The organism is Natrinema amylolyticum, from assembly GCF_020515625.1.
GTDB lineage: Archaea > Halobacteriota > Halobacteria > Halobacteriales > Natrialbaceae > Natrinema > Natrinema amylolyticum.
This window is the reverse complement of sequence record NZ_JAIWPJ010000001.1, coordinates 914,786-935,562: the sequence shown is the minus strand read 5'-3', so window position 1 is coordinate 935,562 and position 20,777 is coordinate 914,786. Positions and strand designations below refer to the sequence as shown.

Annotated in this window: 23 protein-coding genes; 16 read left to right on the top strand and 7 right to left on the bottom strand. The window is 60.9% G+C overall.

Annotated elements, in window-relative coordinates; all coding sequences use genetic code 11:
• Positions 1-49: 49 nt before the first annotated feature.
• The 4 genes from LDH66_RS04620 to LDH66_RS04605 all read left to right on the top strand — a co-directional run bounded on the left by LDH66_RS04620 (position 50) and on the right by LDH66_RS04605 (position 3,730).
• Positions 50-898, top strand: a complete 849-nt coding sequence (locus LDH66_RS04620; protein ID WP_226479894.1) for a DNA-binding protein — start codon at positions 50-52, stop codon at positions 896-898.
• Positions 899-1,132: 234 nt separating this feature from the next.
• Entirely contained in the window at positions 1,133-2,071 is a 939-nt protein-coding gene (locus tag LDH66_RS04615) for an ArdC-like ssDNA-binding domain-containing protein (RefSeq protein ID WP_226479893.1), read from the top strand.
• Positions 2,064-2,276 (top strand): HalOD1 output domain-containing protein, encoded by a 213-nt coding sequence (locus LDH66_RS04610; protein ID WP_226479892.1) that lies wholly within the window; start codon positions 2,064-2,066, stop codon positions 2,274-2,276. The genes LDH66_RS04615 and LDH66_RS04610 overlap by 8 nt, the downstream gene beginning before the upstream one ends.
• A 512-nt stretch (positions 2,277-2,788) precedes the next feature.
• On the top strand, positions 2,789-3,730 hold the full coding sequence (locus LDH66_RS04605; RefSeq protein WP_226479891.1) for a transcription initiation factor IIB: 942 nt from the start codon (positions 2,789-2,791) through the stop codon (positions 3,728-3,730).
• A 138-nt stretch (positions 3,731-3,868) separates the two neighbouring features.
• Here LDH66_RS04605 and LDH66_RS23380 read toward each other — a convergent pair whose 3' ends face one another.
• From LDH66_RS23380 to LDH66_RS04595, 3 genes are all read right to left on the bottom strand, one after another.
• Positions 3,869-4,039: a DUF8059 family membrane protein gene (locus tag LDH66_RS23380; RefSeq protein WP_484549482.1), complete on the bottom strand. Its 171-nt coding sequence runs from the start codon at positions 4,037-4,039 to the stop codon at positions 3,869-3,871.
• A gap of 155 nt (positions 4,040-4,194) precedes the next feature.
• Entirely contained in the window at positions 4,195-4,827 is a 633-nt protein-coding gene (locus LDH66_RS04600; RefSeq protein WP_226479890.1) for a transglutaminase-like domain-containing protein, read from the bottom strand.
• A gap of 410 nt (positions 4,828-5,237) precedes the next feature.
• The gene (locus tag LDH66_RS04595) at positions 5,238-6,254 is read right to left on the bottom strand and encodes a phosphate signaling complex PhoU family protein (protein WP_226479889.1); all 1,017 of its coding nucleotides are present in this window, start codon (positions 6,252-6,254) and stop codon (positions 5,238-5,240) included.
• A gap of 198 nt (positions 6,255-6,452) precedes the next feature.
• Between LDH66_RS04595 and LDH66_RS04590 the strand changes: the two genes are divergently transcribed.
• Complete coding sequence (locus LDH66_RS04590; protein ID WP_226479888.1) at positions 6,453-7,358, top strand: PhoU family transcriptional regulator; 906 nt, start codon at positions 6,453-6,455, stop codon at positions 7,356-7,358.
• A 716-nt stretch (positions 7,359-8,074) separates the two neighbouring features.
• Here the strand turns inward: LDH66_RS04590 and LDH66_RS04585 are convergent.
• Genes LDH66_RS04585 through LDH66_RS04570 form a run of 4 tightly spaced genes read right to left on the bottom strand, consistent with a single transcriptional unit; the run spans position 8,075 to position 11,473 of the window.
• The gene (locus LDH66_RS04585) at positions 8,075-8,740 is read right to left on the bottom strand and encodes a DapH/DapD/GlmU-related protein (protein ID WP_226479887.1); all 666 of its coding nucleotides are present in this window, start codon (positions 8,738-8,740) and stop codon (positions 8,075-8,077) included.
• A complete protein-coding gene (gene phnE, locus LDH66_RS04580) occupies positions 8,737-9,768 on the bottom strand; it encodes a phosphonate ABC transporter, permease protein PhnE (protein ID WP_226479886.1) in 1,032 nt (343 codons plus the stop codon). Before phnE ends, LDH66_RS04585 begins: the two co-directional genes overlap by 4 nt.
• The gene (locus LDH66_RS04575; RefSeq protein WP_226479885.1) at positions 9,765-10,598 is read right to left on the bottom strand and encodes a phosphonate ABC transporter ATP-binding protein; all 834 of its coding nucleotides are present in this window, start codon (positions 10,596-10,598) and stop codon (positions 9,765-9,767) included. Before LDH66_RS04575 ends, phnE begins: the two co-directional genes overlap by 4 nt.
• A 26-nt stretch (positions 10,599-10,624) precedes the next feature.
• The gene (locus tag LDH66_RS04570; protein WP_226479884.1) at positions 10,625-11,473 is read right to left on the bottom strand and encodes a PhnD/SsuA/transferrin family substrate-binding protein; all 849 of its coding nucleotides are present in this window, start codon (positions 11,471-11,473) and stop codon (positions 10,625-10,627) included.
• A gap of 405 nt (positions 11,474-11,878) precedes the next feature.
• On the opposite strand from LDH66_RS04570, the gene phnG reads away from it, so the two are divergent.
• From phnG to LDH66_RS04515, 11 genes are all read left to right on the top strand, one after another.
• The gene (gene phnG, locus LDH66_RS04565; RefSeq protein ID WP_226479883.1) at positions 11,879-12,322 is read left to right on the top strand and encodes a phosphonate C-P lyase system protein PhnG; all 444 of its coding nucleotides are present in this window, start codon (positions 11,879-11,881) and stop codon (positions 12,320-12,322) included.
• Positions 12,319-12,864, top strand: coding sequence for a phosphonate C-P lyase system protein PhnH (phnH, locus tag LDH66_RS04560; protein WP_226479882.1), 546 nt, complete (start codon positions 12,319-12,321; stop codon positions 12,862-12,864). Before phnG ends, phnH begins: the two co-directional genes overlap by 4 nt.
• Positions 12,865-13,998 (top strand): carbon-phosphorus lyase complex subunit PhnI, encoded by a 1,134-nt coding sequence (locus LDH66_RS04555; protein WP_226479881.1) that lies wholly within the window; start codon positions 12,865-12,867, stop codon positions 13,996-13,998.
• Positions 13,991-15,055, top strand: a complete 1,065-nt coding sequence (locus LDH66_RS04550) for an alpha-D-ribose 1-methylphosphonate 5-phosphate C-P-lyase PhnJ (protein WP_226479880.1) — start codon at positions 13,991-13,993, stop codon at positions 15,053-15,055. Before LDH66_RS04555 ends, LDH66_RS04550 begins: the two co-directional genes overlap by 8 nt.
• Entirely contained in the window at positions 15,052-15,882 is an 831-nt protein-coding gene (locus tag LDH66_RS04545; RefSeq protein WP_226479879.1) for an ATP-binding cassette domain-containing protein, read from the top strand. Before LDH66_RS04550 ends, LDH66_RS04545 begins: the two co-directional genes overlap by 4 nt.
• Positions 15,879-16,616: a phosphonate C-P lyase system protein PhnL gene (locus LDH66_RS04540; RefSeq protein WP_226479878.1), complete on the top strand. Its 738-nt coding sequence runs from the start codon at positions 15,879-15,881 to the stop codon at positions 16,614-16,616. The genes LDH66_RS04545 and LDH66_RS04540 overlap by 4 nt, the downstream gene beginning before the upstream one ends.
• Positions 16,613-17,776, top strand: coding sequence for an alpha-D-ribose 1-methylphosphonate 5-triphosphate diphosphatase (locus LDH66_RS04535; protein WP_226479877.1), 1,164 nt, complete (start codon positions 16,613-16,615; stop codon positions 17,774-17,776). Before LDH66_RS04540 ends, LDH66_RS04535 begins: the two co-directional genes overlap by 4 nt.
• Positions 17,773-18,579, top strand: a complete 807-nt coding sequence (locus LDH66_RS04530) for a sugar phosphate isomerase/epimerase family protein (protein WP_226479876.1) — start codon at positions 17,773-17,775, stop codon at positions 18,577-18,579. Before LDH66_RS04535 ends, LDH66_RS04530 begins: the two co-directional genes overlap by 4 nt.
• Positions 18,572-19,243 carry an HAD family hydrolase gene (locus LDH66_RS04525; protein WP_226479875.1) on the top strand — a complete coding sequence of 224 codons (672 nt, stop codon included), beginning with the start codon at positions 18,572-18,574 and terminating at the stop codon, positions 19,241-19,243. Before LDH66_RS04530 ends, LDH66_RS04525 begins: the two co-directional genes overlap by 8 nt.
• Positions 19,244-19,337: 94 nt before the next feature.
• Positions 19,338-19,733, top strand: a complete 396-nt coding sequence (locus LDH66_RS04520) for a hypothetical protein (RefSeq protein ID WP_226479874.1) — start codon at positions 19,338-19,340, stop codon at positions 19,731-19,733.
• A 528-nt stretch (positions 19,734-20,261) separates the two neighbouring features.
• Positions 20,262-20,717, top strand: coding sequence for an SWIM zinc finger family protein (locus tag LDH66_RS04515; RefSeq protein WP_226479873.1), 456 nt, complete (start codon positions 20,262-20,264; stop codon positions 20,715-20,717).
• The last annotated feature ends 60 nt before the right edge of the window (positions 20,718-20,777 follow it).

Below are 20,777 nucleotides of genomic sequence, written 5' to 3'. Positions count from 1 at the left end.
TCGTGGTGTCGGAAAAGACGCCGAGTGAGCGCCTTTGGACTGTAATCCAATGTCTAGTAGGAAGTCGATTAGCAAGGTCGTTTCGGTCGATGAACAAGCATACGAACAAGATGGCGCTCGAGAAGAGCATCCGGATATCGTCGATGAGACGCCGGAGTTCCGGGCTACGGTGGAGATGGAGATTCAGGCGAAGGTAGATGCGAACCACCCAGACGGAATCTTCGACACGAGCGACGATCGGATCTACGGCGCAACTCTGGCCCAGGAAGAACGCATTCGAGCCAGAGAGGAAGAACTCGAGCGAATCAGTGAACAGGCGGCAGTCGGTCGACAGGAGGGGCGTGCGGAACGAACGAGAGCGGCGGTCAAGGAGGCATGTCAGGACCGGCGGACGAACGTGCGAGACGATCCCCGTGAGAAACTCGAGCGAACGGTGGTGGGAGAGATCAATCGACAGGCACAGCGGTTGGCCAAGGACGTCACCGGTGGCTACACCCGAGCGGTCATCGCGAAGCGGATCGCGAGTCGAGTTCTCGAGGGCGGAGAGCTGTTCGAGGCGGTGATGGCGACGAAAGAAGAAATGGAACACGAAGCAGGGACGATCGTGCCGATCGGGAGGCTCGAGGAGATCAGGCGGGGAGAGGTCAGTGTGGACGGTCGCGTGATCGAGCTGTGGGAACCCTCGAGTACGAGTATCCAACAGGTGGGGTTGATCGAAGACGAAACGGGACGAACGAAGTTCACTATCTGGTCGAAGAGCCGGCAGACGATGGTCTGTAAGGGTGAGCGGGTGCGATTCAGGGCGGCTGCGAAGAACTGGTACAATGGACGGTGTTCGATCGCGCTGACTCGATGGTCGGAGATCGTGTTTCCAGAGCGCGGTCAGTGGTGGGAGTAGCGCTGTAGTCTCCTTTTTTGCTAGGTCCCGATCACCCACTACCCGCCGCCCCACCCGCCTCCACGTTCCGGGCTGCTCACGGCCGAGGGCCGTTCGCTGCCGGGCTTTCGCTCGATCTGTTTGCGATGCATAGATTAGTCCCTCGTCGGATCGGCGCTGACTATCTGCCGATTTTTTGAGACCCGCTGACGGGCAGCGGTCTTCTCGAGGTCGATTCGAGACGGCCGTTTACCCATGAGCACGAGTAGTTGCCCCCGGGAAACGTTCGACGATTCGAGCACCCGGAACGACGAGATGCACAGTACGATCGAAACGTGGCTCGAGGAACTCGTCGGGGAGGTCGACGACGCCGTCTCGAGCGAGCAGTTCAGAGAGTGGCTCAACGTCCAGAGCGAGTTCCACGACTATTCCCCTCGGAACACGCTGTTGATCAAACTCCAGTGTCCGCACGCGACTCGTATCGCCGGCTATCGAACGTGGCAAAACGAGTTCGATCGGCACGTGACAGAAGGCGAGAAAGCGATCTGGATCTGGGCTCCGATCATCGCGAGCAAATGCCCCGAGTGCGGTAACTCGTTGTCGTACCACGATCGAAGCGAGTGTGAGTACGACGAGACCGATCCAAGCGAATGGAAGAACGGACTCGTTGGCTTTCGGCCAGCACCAGTGTTCGATATCTCGCAGACGGAAGGCGAGTCACTACCTGAACTCGAGACCGAAGCGATCGGAGAGGGCGACGAGGTGGCGTCACACCTCCTCGAGGGAGCGCCATCGCTCGAGGTGGACGTCGTGGTCATTCCTCTCGCGGAATGGCCTCACGGCAATGCCAGGGGCGTCTGTCAGTATCGTGCCCCTGCGGAACGACCACTGGTGAAGGTTCGGGACCGAGAGAACAGCGCCGATCTCGCTGTGACGCTCATCCACGAGTACGCCCACGCACTGTTGCACGGTGACACTGGGGACGAGACCGACCGTTCGGAACGAGAACTGGAGGCCGAAGCAGTCGGCTACATCGTTGGACAGTACTTCGGACTCGATACGAGCGGCTCTGCGTTCTATCTCGCTGCCTGGCGAGGCGACGAGCCAGAGGCCATCTTCGAACGTCTCGATCGGATCAGTTCGACGGCTGAGAGGATTATCGGCGTCGTCGACGAGGTGAGCGAGGATGAGTGATCGAAACCTCCTCCTCGAGATCGTCGACGCGCTCGAAGCGCAGGGACTCGATCGTGACGCGTACCAACTGCATCGAGTGATCGATATCGAAGCGCTCGAGCAACTCGTCGACTCGGCGAGCGATGACCTCGAGGTCAGATTCGCAGTCGGAGCGTTTTGCGTCCTCGTCACGCGAACCGAGGTGCGTGTTATCGCTCGATCGTAGAACGACCACTACGATTAGCGGTAGAGGTAGAAAATAGAGTCCGTTTTCTCCTACTGCTTTGCTTGCGTGGTGCAATACGATGACTCGAGAGAAATGAAAAAGTCCGTCAGTTCCGACGGAATTGACTTTGCTCTTAACATCCTCACGTTATAGACCGAACACTAAATTTATAACAGTATTATTTCTACGTAGATAACTGATGGATTCTGACCTACGCAAGCATTTGCTGTTGGTCGAATTTCTCCTGATAGTGATTGCATTGATTGGGGTGTTTATTTACAGCCAGATGGTTCCGCAATCCGGTATGCTAGGTATAGGGCTCTTCGGTGTCGTTGGGGCCCTATTTCTGTATGTTTTTGACTCAACCGAATAATACCGTCCGTTCGCTAGTCGCCACCCGCTCCGAAAGTTCCAGTTCGATATATTCCCTCCCCACTCGACGATCTCGAGCCAGTTTATCGCCCCCAAAGGGGTGACGGGGCGAGCAGAGAGGCGTCCCGTCAGAGTGACTTATGACTATAGCAGATTCGGATAGCGGTCGATTTGATCGAGAGACGAGTACAGAACGGACGACATTGTGTCCGGAGTGCAGTGGCTCCCTCATTACGATAACGCACGAAACGCAGTGTCGGGAGTGCGGGCTGATCGTCGAGGAAGACCTGCTTGATTACGGTCCCGACTGGTTCACATCTACAGATGGGACGAGCCAACGACGAACGGGTGCACCGCTCACTGCGGGTCGCCACGATCGCGGCCTTTCGACCGAGATCGGCTGGCGGACCGATGCACGAGGGAATCCGATTCCCGGGCGAAAGCGTCGTCAACTCAGTCGGCTCCGTCGTCAACACCGACGCAGTCAATGGCGTTCGAAACGCGAACGGAACCTGGCAGACGGCCTCGGCGAAGTACGCCGACTCGCGAGCGTTCTCGAGCTATCGACGTCGCTTCGAGATCAGGCGTGTACGCTGTTTCGGCGCGCCCAGGATCGGAACCTCTGTTCGGGGCGATCACTCGAGGGAATCGCAGCTGCGAGCGTGTACGTCGTCTGTCGGTGCAACAGACTCGGACGAACACGCGACGAGATCGCCGCTGGGGCGCAATGCTCTCGAGCGCAATTGGAGTGTGCATACACCGCCATAAATACCGAACTGGATTTGCCGATCCCCACCTCGCGACCGCAGGACATCCTTCCCCGTCTCGCAACTGAGCTCGACGTGCCATGCGAGGTGCGATACCGAGCGCTCGAGTTGGCTGATCTGGCAGAGGAAGCAGGATTTACGATCGGCAGACATCCGCATGGATTCGCCGCAGCGTGTCTCTATAGCGCGACGCAAGAAACCGGCTATCGGCTCACTCAGCAAGCAATCGCTGATGTAGCGGGGACGTCCACGACAACGCTTCGAAGTCATCGAAACGGCTTTGTTGAAACCTTTGCTGAGAAACATGACGATTGAGTAGCGCGAGGCAAGATGGATGCCCTCTCAAAGTCACGACTCCTCCGGTCCGTTGAATGTGCTCTGGTGCTGGCTCGCCGTGCTATTGGTGGATTTTCGACTCGTTATTCAGGACCAGTGTAGGGACGGTGAATCCCATCACAATCGCAAAGATTGAGGGACACCGAGATGGGCGTGACCGCCGACAGTCCATTCTGGGACAGTGTCTCCGCCTGATAGGATTACAAACTGATACAGTCTGACAGCCATCATCACTGCCAATCTGAGTAATCTATATCTCTTGAATGTCCGCGTTGTAGAATTAGACACTATGCTATGATTCTTTTAATATCAAAGAGTTTAATATATATAATTAGTATAGATCGGCATGGTTTTGGGTTAGAAGGAGAGCAACTGATAACTCACCTGTATTGATCAGATTCGGGTTTACGCATAAAGCAACCTTCTTATAGTGTACTTAGATTCTAAGTATATGCACGAAGTGTCGGGAACAAACCATCACCTAGTGCATGCTCAGCCGATGCTATCAGCGAATTCATATCATGTATTTCCCAAAAATCCACATATGAGGCAAGAATAGGACCCTGACCATAGTCTTCTGCCCAGTTTCCTAAGGGAACCGCCGCGACCGACTCAACATATACAAACTCTGTCCCATTCACTGTCACAATCAGCGGGTCTGCTGAAAATGATTGAGTGGGGAGGTGCTTCCAAGGCGCAAGTGTTGCACAATGTTTTGGTGGGAAGACAAGCCCTGTTTTGTAATTAAAAGGTGGACAAGAAAGGAGTCCAGCGAGGAGAACGGCTTTGTCCTCACAGTCACCTTCACCGTCCACAAGCGTCTCAGATGGATGGCGAACGTATTCGATAGTCTCTGTCGACTCTATATCTGTGGCGTAGTCGATAGTATCAACGAAGGATTGGACGGCATGAAGTGCCTCAGGAAGGGAGGAAGAAGAGTCTATGATACGGCGGACAATACCGTCAAGAAATTCATTATTCTGAGCAGCGGTAACAGCGTTTGGGATTGCGGCTTTTTCCTCGCGAGCCGCCTGGTAGACAGACCTGGGAATGGGTATGCGGATATCTTCTCTCATATGATGTGTATGGATAGAATAGTGGCGGACGATATTCTCTTGGCCTTGCTCTTGTGCTCTAGAAACACAGCCTGCTAACACACCCATTCCGGTTACGAATGTCGCAAGCACCTCTCGTCGCCTGTGACCAACGGTCTCTCTGTTCTTCTCTTGAGGGATTCCATTCTGTTGGGACATAGTGGTGTCTTCTGACGCTTCCGGGAGTTGGACGACTCTGATTGGAAGGGAGCATATTACACAGAAAACGGCTGCTATGAGTATTCCCATATGCTACATAGATAGTACAGAACATTCGCCTGTGGGGGAATCGCTAGCTCGCTTTGGGCGGAAGTGTCCGGGCTGATCCCTGTGAGTGGTTCCAATCGGCGCGCCGGCGGCTTCCAGACGGGACACGGTCGCGAACTGATCACTCAATCGAGACACTCACACTCACGGGCGCATTGCTGGATAGCAATGCCAGCGATGTTCGCGCCGTACTCGCCCGTTCGGCGGATACTGTTGAGCAGCAGACCGACTACGTAGGCCTCGGCGGGATCGTCATGGGCGTAGAGATCCCGATCGAGCGCACTGAGGTCTGCCGTCAGTTCGTCCCGTTCGGTGAGCGCCGTTTGCGCTCCCTTGACTCCGGCGTCGGCGAGAATCACGTCCGCAGCGGTGTTGATGATCTGTCTGGAACTCGAGGCCAGCGAATCGATCCGATCCTCGAAATTCGCCGGTATCGTGACCTCGGGGTCAAAGGTGAAGCGAGCGATCTTCTCGGCGTGATCGGCGATACGCTCGAACTGCCGACTGACGTAGTAGTATTCGAACAGTTCGTCCCGGGTGTACTCGAGTTTCTCGACCTCATGGAGGTTCGTCAGCGCCCGCCGGAAGTGGCGGGTCACCATCGCGAACAACTTGTCGGCCTCGTTGTCGCGGTCGATGACGCGCTGCGCCAGCGTCTCGTCGTCGGTCAGGACGGCACTCACCGCGTCACGGTGCATTCCGAGCATCACGAGTCGGAGGCGCAACGTCGACTTGCGTATGTCGACGTTCTCGGCGTCGATGAGATTCGTCAGCCGGATCTTTGTGTCGCCGGCCTCTAACAACTCGAATCCGGAGAGGTTCGCGACTGTGTCCTCAACGATCTCACGGCGCTCAGTAGAGTGGCCCGTCCTGTCGACCAGCGTCACCGTATCGAAGCCGACGGCGTGAAGCGCGTGAATCCACTGTCTGATGGCGCTGTCCGAGTCGGTCGAGACGTCCACGATCGTCGACCGCGTCTCTGTCGTCCGGTCGGACTCCGCCTCGACCAATAGCGAACCGTCGCCGTTGGGATACAGCGAGAGCGCCGACCCGGCGTCGATACCGTGTTCCTGTGCCCATGACTTCGGAAGCGAGATCGTGTACGTCGTTCCCCCAGAGAGCTGGACTTTCCGTGTCTCCATACACGGACCGCCATTGACCAAGAAAACCTTAACTTTGGTATGACTGGTCCGTGCTGGTAGTGAGACGCATATATCAGTACAACACCATCGGTGGACACATGGTTTGAGGCGGATTCGGTCCGATCGGGTCACGGGGATATATAGCCGTCCGGACAGTCTGTGGGCCAACTCTAATATCGGGAGCCGAGACCAGCGGGTATGTCCCGTCGAACATGGCAACGCCCGCTCGGAGCGGGCGGCCGTGACGCGACGCGTGCCCAGGTCGTCGAAGCGATCGACAGGACCGCACCCGAGACCAAAGAGGAACTGGCATGCACGGTCGGCATCTCCGAACAGTACCTCTCGGAGCTGCTGCAGGAGCTCAAGGCCGCGGACGTAGTACGCAAAGGCTACGTCGTCGACGATTCGGCCCTGTACGACAATTCGAGACATATCTCGAAGCTATATGGCTCTAATACCAGCGTCGCGGAGATCGTCTCGAACGAGGAGATCGATGATCATGGAACGGAGGTACTGGAACTGCTTGACCGCCTAGAGTCAGTGACCACGCGCCAGTACGATGCCGCCCGCGCGGCGTTTCTCGGCGAGAGCGTTGAGCACTCGGCAAAGACCCTGGAGTCGCTCACCAATGAGCGCTACTCGGCGGTCCTCGCGGAATTGAAGTCGTACACGTTGACGACCGACTGGCCGGGCAACCGCGTCGCAGCGGACCTGTCGACCATCGCGACGAACCTCGAGATCGTCGGGGATCGGGCCTGCTTCATCGCCGATGTCGCCGACCGCGAGGGCACCGACGCGAACGGGACCGTTGGCGAGCGCATGGCTGACATCTTCGCCTCAGGTGCGCGGATCAACGAGTACTTCTCGCGGATCCTGTTCGACTGTGACCTCGCGGTCCACCGACAGCTCCGCGATGAGGAGGAGACCGTCCACCGAGACTTAGACGAACTGTTCGAGCTCGTGACGGCGTACGATCCGGACATGTACGGCCATCTGGTGACGGTTACACGGGCGCTCGAGCGAGCGATCTACTACTGGGTCGACGCTGCGGAGCTGGCGGTGCAAATCCACTCCGGCCTCCAGCCGGATCACGTCGAGATTTGAGGTGCGCGGACCGACCCCCAGCCACGAACGACCAGCACGAGCTCTGTTAGGAACGGACCGAGCACGCTTACGGCCGTGACGAGCGGAGATCCCGTGTCGACGCGATTACTCGTAAGGACGCCGTCACCCTCGTCAACGGCAACGACCGTTCCGGCTCCCGAGAGGGGGCGTTCGCCCGTCGCGGCACGTCGAGCGCACGCCGTTCCTGCTTCAGTAGCGATTCGGGTTCGACCGCGAGGTCGGCGAAGACCGTCCGCTCGTCACCCGGGTCGAGCATGAGCGTGCCACGCCGTTCGTGACAGTGGTAGAATTCTCCGTCGTGGTACACGAACCGGGCCAACTGTCCGCGGACGGGATGATCGACGGGCGGAGTAAGTGGCCCTGGCCGCTGTGGTTCGCGAGCAGCGAGCGCTAGATGACACAGAGCCAGCCTCAGTGTGCTCATAGGTCGATACCGGCGACCCAGTCGGGCGTCCACTCGGGAAAGAGCGCACCGTCTCTCGGCGTGATTGGGGTCGCCGAGTGGCGATACGTGTCGGTACCAAGTTGACGACGCCAAGGCGACGATGGCCAGTAGCGCGACGCCGGGAACGACGATCAGTGCCCGAGGAGGTGGACTACCTATTCCTCAGGGGGAAGAGCACTACTCATACGAGTGGTCGACTGCGAGGGTGGAAAACCAGTTGTTATGATTATTCCATACGGGTCCAGAGATGTCAATCCGGGGTTGCCCGATCGGTCTCTGCAGGCGCGTATCTCGAGAGAAAGGTCTCCAGATCACGGAACGCGTCGAGTCGCTCAGTCAGCGTCGTGTGGTCCCAGTGCCACCACTCGGTCGCCTCGATGCGAGCGGCCACGTCCTCGGGGAACCGCCGGCGGATCGGTTCGGCAGGGACCCCAGCGACGATAGTATATGCGGGGACGTCCCTGGCGACAACGGCACCAGCACCAACGACCGCACCGTTACCGATAGTGACCCCGGGTAGGACGACCGCGCCGTGCCCGATCCAGGCGTCGTGACCGACCTCAACCGGCTGATCGGCCCGCCACTCGAAGATAGACTCGTCGTCGCTGCCGAGGTCGTACATCGCCGCCCGGTAGGTGAAGTGGTGGGCCGTCGGGCGGTCGATCGGATGGTTCGTCGGGCCGAGCCTAGCGTCGGCCGCGACGTTGCCGAACTTCCCGACGGTGGCGTAATCGAGTTGGACACGCTCCATGAGATAGGTGTAGTCACCGATCACCGACTCGTTGAGTCGCACGTGCCGCCGGACTTCGGTCCACGCACCGAGTTCGCTCTCGGTGATCGAGACGGGGTCGTGCAGCGTCGGTTCCGGCCCGAGCGTGCGCGTCCGGTCCGGCCCGTACTCCTCGTAGTAGGTCATTGTCCGCGTCGCCCCATCGTCGAGGCGAGGATATTCTTCGGCGCGTTGGCGAATGCCTCGATGATGCCCGACTTCTCGACATCGTCGTCATCGCGGAGGGTTGAGCGGACGCGCTGGCTGACCAATTCGACTGAGCCGGCCAGCAGGAAGATGAGGATGATACAGGCCATCATCTCCGTGTAGTTGAACGTCTGACGCTGGATGTACAGCTCCAGCCCCAGGCCGCCGGCACCGATGATCCCCAGGCCGATGGCGGCCCGAACGTTGTGTTCGAGGTCGAAAGCGATCCAAGCGATGAACTGCCGGAACACTTGGCTCAGCATGCCGAAGGAAACGATCTGTGATCGGTTCGCCCCGGTCGAGCGAATCCCCTCGATAGGGCCATCCTCGATCTCCTCGAGCTCGTCGGTGAACAGCCGCCCCAAGTAGCCCGTGGTGTCGACCATGATCGCCAGCGCGCCGGTAAAGGGGGTGACGCCCGCGAGCGGAATCAGGATCAAAAACCACACTAGCCCGGGGATGGCACGGATGAGGCTCATCGTCCCGCGGAAGACGAAGTTGAACGGGTATGGGATGACCCGCTCGCTGGACATAATGCCGAAAAACAGCGCCAGTGGCAGGCCTAGCACTGTCCCGGCGAACGCCACAGCCATCGTGACGAACATCGCGCCCCAGACGATCTGGCCTCCCTCGACCGTGAGGATCAGGTTCTCTTCGATTATGAAGCTCACGTAGGCGCCCAGATCGACAAATGGGATGCCGAAGTACGTCGTTGGCGGAAAGTACTCCAGCAGCGCCTCGTAGAACTGGCCGAGCTGGCCGACCAGTTCCGCGAGATTGAACTCGATGACGCGGAGGCTAGCGTAGAACAGCAGACCAGTAGCGATCAGCCCGGCTAGCGTCCAGAGCCGCCGCCGAGTCTTGCGGCGCTTCATATCCTGAAGTTTCTGTTCGGCCGGCGAGTCGCCGGTCTCCTCGTACCCAAAGTAGGCCGCGAGAGACTCTCCTTCGGACGGCGGCGTACTCATGCTTCGATCCCTCGCTGGACGCCTTCGACCGCGCCCTCGTCAGGGTCGTCGGAGTCGTCGTCGATGGCATCGAGAGCGTCCTCGACAGTATCCTCCTGCTCGGCTAAGCCGACGGTCTCGACGCTCCCGTACAATTCGTCGATCAGTTCAGGCGTGAGTTCATCACGTCGGACATCGAACAGTTTCTGGCCGTCGCGAAGGCCGATGAACCGGTCGCCGAAGTGAGCGGCGATGTTGACTTGGTGGAGGCTCACCAGCGCGGTCACGTCGTGTTGCTTGGCAGCCTTCCGGAGATACCCCATCACCGTCTCGGCGCTGGAGGGATCGAGGCTCGCAACCGGCTCGTCCGCCAGCAGCAACCGCGGGTCCTGAACGAGCGCACGGGCAATGCCGACGCGTTGCTGCTGGCCGCCAGACATCTGGGAGACCCGTTGATGGCTCTCGTCCAGGAGGCCGACGGTTTCGAGCGCCTCCAGCGCGCGGAGTTTGTCCTCGCGGGACTGCCACTGGAGCATACTCTTGAGCATCGAGACGCGGTTGAGAGAGCCCGTAAGTGCGTTGAGGTACGCCGAGACACCGTCGACGAGGTTGTGCTGCTGGAAGATCATACCAATGTCGGTCTGCGATCTCGAGATCACCTCGTCGTCAAGGTAGATGCTCCCCTCGGTCGGCTCGGTCAGCCCATTGATACACCGCAGTAGCGTTGACTTGCCAGCCCCGGACTCGCCCAGCAGGACGGCGAACTCGTCTTCTATCTCGAAGGACACGTCTTCCAGAGCCGTCACGTCCCCGTACTGTTTCGACAGGTTCTCGACTTTGAGTGTGCTCATTGTGTTGAAAACTGGGTGTCGGGCGGTCAGGCCGCCGGATCGATACCAACGGTGTTCATACGCTCGATGACCGGCTTGTAGTCCTCGATCGAGGTGTCTCTCAGCGTGGTAAACGGCAGTTCCTCGTCGTCGTAGTCCTCGGGGTAGTATTGCTCGATCAGGTCCTGATCGGAGTTGCGCAGCACCTCGCCGATCTCCTCTTTCTTATCGGACTCCCAGCTACTGCGTGCATACATCGGCTGTTTCGGAATCGGGAACGACCACCAGATCGGCTCGAACTGGGGCGTCTCGGTGCCCATCGTGTCGAGGAAGGAGCTCTTTTCGTCGACGCGGTCGGGAACCTCGGTTCCCTCGGGCAGGTGCGGGATACCGTTGCCGCCCCAGGTGGTCGCGCCGACGGCTTCGCCGTTGGCGAGACGCTGAAGCGCCTGATCGTGGTCGGTGAACGTCGCGTCGAAGTCGACGGGGTCTTCCTTCGGCGCGTCGCCAATGTCGAGTCCCGCTTCTTGGAGCGTGTACAGCGCGAAGATGGATCCGCTGGTCGAGAGCCGATCGGCGAAGGCCCACTCCTTGCCTTCGATGTCAGTGCGTTCCTGGATATCCGATCCCGGCTGGACCAGCATTAGCGAGAAGTAGAACGCCGAACCGCCCGTCACAGTCGTCCCGTAAACGTCCATGATATCGGGCTTTGAGAGGAGCGTGATGTCGTCCATCCCGATCTCGGCCTGCTCGCTTTCGAGGGCGGGTCGGATCGCCGAGTAGTCTGTCGGGACCTGCATCTCGATGTCGACGCCGTCGACCTCGCCGTTGAGGAGGTTTTGGACCGGCTTGTACCGCCGCCGGGCGTCGGCCGGCGTGCCCGGTGTCAGTAGCATCGTGATGGTCTCGGCACCAGAGTTACTACCGCTGCTGAGACCCAAACATCCCGAAAGTCCTGCGGTGGCAGCAAGCGTAGCGCTGCCGGCGATGAACTTTCGTCGCCCAGTCAATCCCGAATCGGGACTGTTGTTCGGTGTCGATACCCCTGAACCGTCGTCGGTCGGCTCCTCGGACATCAACTCATTTCTGGAAGATGGGTCGAATAACGATTGGCTGTATAGAGTCCGAATCGTCCGTAGTGGGCGCCGATCTTCCCGGTTCGATACGATACTGAAGTCGATAGTCCGTACTCGTCTGTACTTTGTATCTCGGGGTAAGGAATGAACCCCGAAGGCGAGCGAGCCATAGAGAGTACCGAGAGAATTCTTATGCAGTCGTTTGGACGTGTTTCGACCGAGTGTATGGTTGATCCACACGATAGATCTGATCGGTTCGAGCTGATCGCCTCCTGCGAGGGGGCGACACTCGCTCAGTTCGCCAACGACGTGCTCGAAGATGACCCGCCGCTGTCGGTCCGTCAAGAACCGCGGCCACAGTTACTGATGCAACAGGTGTGTGACCCAGTCGAACGTCGTCCGTTCAACCTCGGCGAAGTTCTGGTGACACCCGCGGAGGTCGAACTCGAGGGGACACGCGGCTTTGCCATGGTGCCGGGCAAGGGCGAACGGGCCGCGCTCTCGGGCGCAATCGTCGACGCTGCTGTCGCCGCGGGCCACGAGGAGACACCTGCGATCGTCGCCACCCTAGAAGACGTGGCCGCCCGTCAGCGCGAACAGCGACGTCAGGACTGGGCCCAAAGCAAACACACAGCCGTCGAATTCGAGACGATGGAGGGCCAAGAGTGAGGGCCCTCGGCATCGATCCCGTTCACGACACCCGCCAGACGTTCGACGGGCTACTGGAGGCGATGAGTCGGCCCGGAACCGTCCACGCCGTCCCGGCGCCCGCGGACCACGCCGTCGTGGCGACCCTCGTCGACCACGAGGTGACGCTGGCGACCGACGACGAGACCGTGCGGGCCGCCCTGACCGATCAGGGCCGGCTCAAACGCGCTCCGTGCGGGAAGGCGGATATCGTCCACGCCCGCGAACACATCGATTGGGAGGTGCGGGACTGCAAGCGCGGCTCGCTGACCGAGCCCAGCGACGGGGCGACCGTCGTCTACCGCGTCGAAACCCTCGACGACGACGCGGGCGACGGAACCACGCTGAGCCTTTCGGGCCCCGGTGTCGACGGGACGGCAACACTGTCGGTGGCCCTGCCCGAGGCGGAACTGTCCGCGCTCGTGGCGGTCCAGTCCGACTACCCGCGCGGCGTCGACGCCATCTTTGCCACCGAGGATCGCGTGGCCGCACTCCCGCGGTCGGTAACGACGGAGGTGGTCTGAATGGGGTACGTCGCGGTTACTGCCGGGGAGGAACTCATCGAGCGCGCCGAGAAGTTGTTCGAGAAACAGCGCATCGACGACGATTCCGACGATATCGGCGTCGATCAGATCGAGGGGCAACTCGGTCGCCTCACTGCACAGGCAATGAGTGAGGGCGGCCTCTACGCTCCACGACTGGCCGCGCTGGCGGTCAAGCAGGCCCAGGGAGACACTGTCGAGTCCGCGTTCCTGCTGCGGGCGTACCGCTCGACGCTGGAACGGTTCGACGAGACGGCCACAGTCGATCCGGGCGAGATGATCGCCAGTAGGCGAGTTTCACCGGCGTTCAAGGATGTCCCAGGTGGCCAGATCCTCGGCGCGACCAAGGACTACACCCAGCGACTGCTGGATTTCGACCTCGCCGCCGGTGACTCCGAGGACCCCACCACCGAGTGGGATCTCGACGACGAGGGCGATCCCGAACGGCTGACCAACGTCACGGAACTGCTCCGGGAAGAAGGGCTGTTGCACGAACCCGACGAACCGGAGGTCGACGAACCCAATGACACGACCCGGGAGTCGGTCACACACCCGCCCGAGCGCGACGAGGTCCTCCAAGAACTAGCCCGTGGCGAGACCGGCGCGGTGACCGCTCTGGGCTACTCCGCACTGCGGGGGTACGGCCAGGTCCACCCGACGCTGGCGGAGGTCCGGGTCGGACGCCTGCCCGTCCAGATCGAACACCCGTACACCGGTGAGGAGGTGACCGTCACCTACACCGAGGTCACCGAGTCCGAGGCGGTCGTCCCCGTCTACGAGAAGCGCGAAGACCCACAGTTCGCGTTCGGGTACGGCCTGACCTTTGGCCGCAACGAACGCAAGGCCATCGGGATGACCATCCTGGACGCCTCAATCCAGCTCGATAGCGACGACGAACCCGCCGAGAACGCCGAGTTCGTCCTCGACACGGTCGACGGGATGGACTCCTTCGGCTTCATCGAACACCTCAAACTACCCCACTACGTCACGTTCCAGTCGATCTTGGACCGCATCCGCTCCATCCGAGAGCGCAAGGGGTTGAGTGAGGGCGGCCGCGTCGAAACCGACGAACAACCTGCGGACCCAGCAGTCGCGGGAACGAGTGACGATGACTGAACATACCACCACCAACGACGTATCGCCTGGCGGGGGCACGCCCGTCGCGACCGACTCCGTCGACGCCGCTCTCGAGTCCCTAGACAGTGACGGCCTGGAGGGATACAATTACGCGTACCTCGACGAGCATACCAAACGCGAAGTCCGACGCTCGATACTGAAAGCCGTCGCCATCCCTGGCCATCAGGTGCCCTATGCCTCCCGGCCAATGCCGCTGGCCCGTGGGTGGGGCACCGGCGGTATTCAGACCTCACTGTCGATCCTCGGTCCCGAGGACACCTTCAAAGTGATTGACCAGGGCGCGGACGAGAGCGTCAACGCCGCCAACATCCGGCGGCTGGCGGAGAACACCGCCGACGTAGCGACGACGACTGACACCACTGAGGCGGACCTGATCCAGAGTCGCCACCGCATCCCCGAAGAGGTGCTCACCGATGAACAGCGCCTGGTGTTGCAGGTTCCGATCACCGACGCGCTGCGGAAGGTCGATCCCTCGGACGCGGCTAACCGTCGGCGACACGCTCACAAGAACTATGGGAAAATGTGGGTCCACCTTTACGAAAATATCGTCGAGTACGGCGAGATTAAGATCTCCTCTCGGTATCCGACGATGGTCGCCGGGCGCTATCTGATGGACCCCTCGCCGATCCCGCGATGGGACGTGCCGAAACTCGATCACGCGGACCATCTCACGATACTGGCTGCGGGCCGGGAGGCGCGTATCTACGCCGTCCCGCCGCACACTGAGGTCGAACCACTGGCCTTCGACGACCGGCAGTTCACCGTCGAGCGCTTCCCCGAGCAGGCCTGTCACACCTGCGGGTCGACCGACACCTACCTCGTCGAGGTCTCAGAGGAGACCACCGAGGACGGAGACAACGCCTTCGAGACCCGCTACGCCTGCAACGACTCGAGTTTCTGTGAGAAACGCCGCAAGAACCCCGATCTCCCGAAGGACCATCACCTCGAGGAGGAGGTCGATTGGGGACCGGGGACGCCCGACACGGCTGCGGATGGCGCCGGAACTGCGACCGAACAGGGAGGTGCCAGAGAATGACGCTGCTGGAAGCTTACGACTTGCAGAAGCGTTACGGACCCGGCTGTCCTCGCTGTGTCGAGTCGACCGGTGACCGCGCGGGTACGAATCAGTGTCCCCACTGCGGAAGTGTTGTCGCCTGTGCCGAAGCCGACCTCAGCGTCGAGGCCGGGGAGGTGTTGGGCATCGTCGGCGAGTCCGGATCTGGCAAGTCCAGCCTCGCAGAACTGCTCGCGCTTGAGCGCGATGACGACGCTACAACTGCCGGCGAGGTCAACTACGCGGGCCACGACGGCAATCTGCTGGAGGTGGACTACGAAACGCGCCATGACCTCCGCACGGGCGAGATCGCGCTCGTCCACCAGCACATCCGCGACGGCCTGAACCTCGAGTTTACCGGCGGCGGCAACGTCGCGGAGAAACTGCTCTCGGCCGGCCAGCGCTCCTACGAGGATGTCCGCGCGCGCATTCGGGATCTCTTCGATGAGACGGAGGTCCCGGCCGCTCGGATGGACGACCCCACAAGCACCTACTCCGGGGGGATGCAGCGGCGCGTCCAGATCGCCCGCGCGCTGGCGACCGACCCAGCCCTGGTCGTGCTGGACGAACCGACCACGGGGCTCGACGTGAGCGTCCAGGCCCGCGTACTGGACATGTTCCGACGCGTCCAGCGGGAAGAAGGCGTCGCCGCCATCGTGGTCTCACACGACCTGAGCGTCGTCCGCCTACTCGCCGATCGGACGCTCGTAATGCGCCACGGCCGCATCGTCGAGTCCGGTCTCACCGATCGCATCATGGAAGACCCGCACCACGAGTACACCCAGACCCTCATCAATTCAGTCATATGACAGTCCTGTCAGTCGATGGTCTCTCCAAAACCTTCGACATGCACGTGCTCGGCGACACCCAAGTCGTCGGCCTCGACGATGTTTCGTTCGACGTCCGCGAGAGCGAGTTCCTCGCTGTCGTCGGAGAGTCCGGCAGCGGCAAGTCCTCGCTGTTGAAGTGTCTGTACCGCACCTACGATCCCAGTTCGGGCGAGGTCGTCTACCACGGTCCCGACGGCGACATCGATCTGGCCTCGTGTCCTGACCGGACGGTCATCGACCTCCGGGGGGACAGCATCGGCTACACCTCGCAGTTCCTCGACGAGATTCCCCGGGTCCCCGCGGTCGACGTGGTCGCTCGGCCGCTGGTCGAACAGGGGGTCGACCCCGAGGACGCACGGTCGACTGCTCGTGACCTGCTGTCGGCGCTGTCGGTGCCCGAGGAGTTGTGGCAGGCATACCCGGCGACCTTCTCCGGCGGCGAGCGCCAGCGAGTGAACCTCGCACAGGCGCTCGCGCCGAAACCGGATCTACTCTTGCTGGACGAACCGACCAGCGCGCTCGACCCCGACACCCGCCAGGCCGCGATCGACCTCCTTTCGACGTATCTCGGTTCGGAGACGACGGTCATCGGCGTCTTCCACAACACGGACGTGGTCGATGCCGTCGCGGATCGAGTGGTCGTCTTGGACGACGGTCGCCTCCAGCGCGTCGTCCCCACCGAGGCGTACGACGAGGAGGTGGTGATCGGATGAGTTCAACCGCCCAAACCACCGATGAAAGTGTCGCCGTCGTTGGCGGACGCGTCGTTACGCCCGAGGCCGTGCTCAAGGGCGGCGTTCGTACCGAGGGCGACCGCATCGTCGAAGTCGGGGTCGTCGACGACGACGCCGATACTGTAATCGAAGCCGACGGCCGCCTTATTATGCCCGGCCTGGTCGACCTCCACGGCGACGACATCGAGAGGCACCTCCACCCGCGTTCGGGCGCTCGAATGGCGCTACCGATGGCGCTTGCCTCGGCCGATCGTGCAAACATCTCGGCGGGTATCACGACGAAGTTCCACGCCATTTCCTTCGAGCGCGACGAGGCGGAGGACCGCTCGCCCGAACTCGCAGCGACGTTGACGGCGGCCATCGCCAACGACGACGATCTGCTTGCGGACCACCGCCTGCACGCCCGCTGTGAAGTCACCCAGAAGCAATGCGTCGACGCGGTGCTGGAAGTCGTCGAGGACGGTCACGCCGACCTCGTCTCGGTGATGAGCCACATCCCAGGCAAGGGCCAGTTCCGGGACATCAAAGCGTTCAAACGGTACTACGAGAACGCCAGCGACCGCTCGGCCGAGGAGGCGGAAGAGATGATCGAGGAACGCAGCGACATCTCGATGGCGACGCTGCGCGAGCGCATCGACCGGGTCGTCGGGGCCGCTCACGACGCCGGTGCAGTGACGGCCTCCCACGACGATGAGGACCCGACGGAGGTCGAGCGGCTGGCTGACTCGGAGGTAGATATCACGGAGTATCCCATCACGCTGGAGACGGCCGAGCGCGCCGCCGAAGTCGGCATGACCACGGCGATGGGTGCGCCCAATCTCGTCCGCGGGGAGAGCCAGTGGGGCAACCTCTCGACGGCCGACGCCATCGACGCCGGCGTCGTCGACACCCTCGTGGCCGACTACCACCCGCCGTCGCTGCTCGCGGCCGCGTTCGTCGACACCGGTGAACCCCTGCCCGAGCGGGTCAACCGCGTCAGCGCCAATCCCGCCGACGCGGTCGGTTTCGACGACCGCGGTCGGATCGAAGTCGAGGCGCGAGCCGACTTGCTACTCGTTGACCGTGATCCCACACCGACGGTCGCCAGCGCTCTCGTCGCAGGCCAGCCGGTGTACCGCGCCGATCGGGGGGTGCGATGACTCCGAGCGTCGGCGCAGCGATGGACATCCGCTTCGGAGAGACCGTCGAAGAGTTCATGCGCTACGTTACCGACCTCGGACTAGACCACGTGGAGTTCAAACGTGAGTACCTCGCGGGCCATCCGGAGACGCCCGGTCCCGAGCGGATTCGGGAACTGTCCAACCGTTACGGCGTCAGTGTCACTTACCACGCGCCCTTCCGAGACTGGAACGTCGGCAGTTATAATGAAGTGGTCCGGCAGGACTCCGTCAAGCGGGTCAAGCGGACGCTCGATGACGCTGCCGAGGCCGGGGCCGGGGCCGTCGTCGTCCACGGTGGGTCGGTCCCGAAGCGCTACCCCGAGTGGGTCCGCGACCGCGCGAAACAGAACGCGCTACGCTCGCTTGCGGAGTGTGCCGAGTACGCTCAACTGGTCGGTGTGCCGCTGTGTCTCGAAAACCAGCCGATCAATGAGCAGAAGCGGCGCTACACTACGACGCCGGCGGATCTCGCGTCGATGCGGAATACCGTCGACGTGCCACCCCAGTATCTCGGCGTCACGCTCGACGTGGGACACGCGAAGGTCAACGGCTACGACTGGCGCGCGTTCGTGGAGGAGTTTGGCCACCGGATCCGGGTCTGTCACCTCCACGACAACGACGGCACTACCGACCAGCACGAGCCGTTACCCGACTACGAGTCGGTTGTCGAGGCGATTCCGGCAGACTACTTCGTTTTCGAGATGAAGTCCGTCGACGATCTGGCGACAAGCGTCGGCACCGACAAAACGCCCCCCGAAACGGAGCTGACAGCCCATGAGTGATCGATGGGCGGGCGACTATGATGCCGTCGTCTTCGACAACGACGGCGTGCTGGTCGCGCCAACTGAGCGCGAGGTACTTGTCGATGCCGTCATGGATTCGTTTCGAGCCTTCGGCGTCGAAATCGACCGTGCGTTCGCACGACGGACGGTCGCCGAGGATACCGTTCCGATCGAGGCAGCCCGCGAACACGGACTCGATCCGGAAGCGTTCTGGCATCACCGCGAGTTGACCGCCAGCCTCGCCCAGCAGACCCACGTCCGGGATGGCGGCAAGCAAGTCTACGACGATGTCGCGGCGCTCGGACAGCTAGACCTACCCCTCGGGATAGTGAGCAACAACCAGCACGCAACGGTCGAGTTCCTGCTCGCACACTACGATCTGGACGGGTTCAGGACGGCCTACGGTCGACAGCCGACGCTCGCAGATGCGGCCCGACGCAAGCCCGAGTCGGACTATCTCGAGCGGGCGCTGGCGGACCTGGATGCGAACGAGGCGCTGTACGTCGGTGACTCCGAGAAGGACATCGTCGCGGCCCGGCGCGCCGGTATCGACTCGGTCTTTCTCCGCCGGGACCACGTCGCGGACGTGGTCCTCTCAGTCGAACCAACCGCTGAGGTGCCAGACCTCCAGACGCTAGTCGAAGCACTGACCGAACAGCGCTGACAGCGACCGTTACTTTCCTTCTCGGCTCCGGAAAACATCGAAGTACGGACTCTACGGACGATAGGTTCACAGTGAGACTGTTCGGGGTTAGAGTATGCACCGACGAGCCGTTCTCGGGACGCTTGCCGCGGGTTGCGGGACACTGTTTGCAGGCTGTTCCGAGTCGAGAGTCAACGGGGTAGTCGTCTCAAACGAAACGTCGCTTGTCTTCTCCCACGAGTACTCGACGCAGGCGACGTACTCTGGCACCCAGGTCGTCGTCGACGTGACAGCCGAAAACGAGGGGGTCGAGCCAATCACGCCGGAGGTTCCGGTCCCACAAGTCGTCTGCACGTTCTTAGACAACGGCGGCGAAACACTTCACCAATCGGGGCTCAAGCTGAAGGAGTTCATCGGCGTCGAAGAAACGATTACGTTGGAGTTCACGCTGGCGGTCGATGTCGACGATGTGACTCATTACGAACTCCGGAGTGAATGGGTCGAGGAGTAACAACATCGCGCTCGAGTAAGACGAATACCAGGTACTGCGTATCGTCTACCTCTCATCAACGTTCCTGAAATTGTATAAATAGTTGCTCGGTGGTAAGTACAGGTATGGGACGTATCACGCTGAACTGGCTAATCGTCTGCGGTGGCGCGCGCTGTGTTGCGGTGAGTCAGTGACGAACCGCAGCTCGAAGCCGTGCGAGCGAATCGGTTGGGGGAGGGCGTGGCAATTCCCTGTTGCAACGGTAGTAAAATGCTTCTTTTTACCCACCCAACCAGACTCAACTGCCACATTCACACTCTGTATTTACTATGAGCGCTGAAAATCATCAATAGTTTACGATTCTAACAACCCCACCGAAATCGTCTCTGAGAGGTGATCTGCGGTTCCGAAGTGAGGTTCTGACTGTCGAGGAGCTAAATTCCTCGTAGAACAGCTTTACGGTCAATCTCCGTTCTCTAGCGAGCGCCAATTTTTCTGTGCCCCTTCAGGGTGCGGGGCAGCTCAATGAGGCCTCGCGTGAAAAATCGAATGTCGACGAATCCACTCTCCAAACTCGAGTTTACGCGACGGACGGCGAAACGAGCCCAGTACGAAGCGTTCGAATACACGCTCACACCGACGGGCGTTCGCGTCAGAAACGGCAGTCACGCAAAGCCAAAAGAACACGAGTACGTTGTTACTGTCACGAACGGACTCCCGATCGCCTGTGAGTGCCCCGCAGATGACCATTACGAGGGGGCATGCAAACACCGAGTAGCGGTCGCGATCTGCAGGCCAATTCTTGAGGCAGTTACTCAGCAGCAACTCACCACCGACGGTGGAAGGCCGATCGAATCCCACGAGAGAACTGCTCACTCCGACCTGCAAGCGAACGCCGAAAACGTGGCGGCGAAAGAAGAGTGCGACTGTCCCGAGACCGGAGAGCCGTTTCCCTGCTGGAACTGTGTCCGCACTGGTCGCCGAACGCTCGAGGAATGCAGATGAGCATTTTCGAATGGCTTCAGGGCCGCTCCAAACGAACTCCGACAACGATCGTCGAGTGCC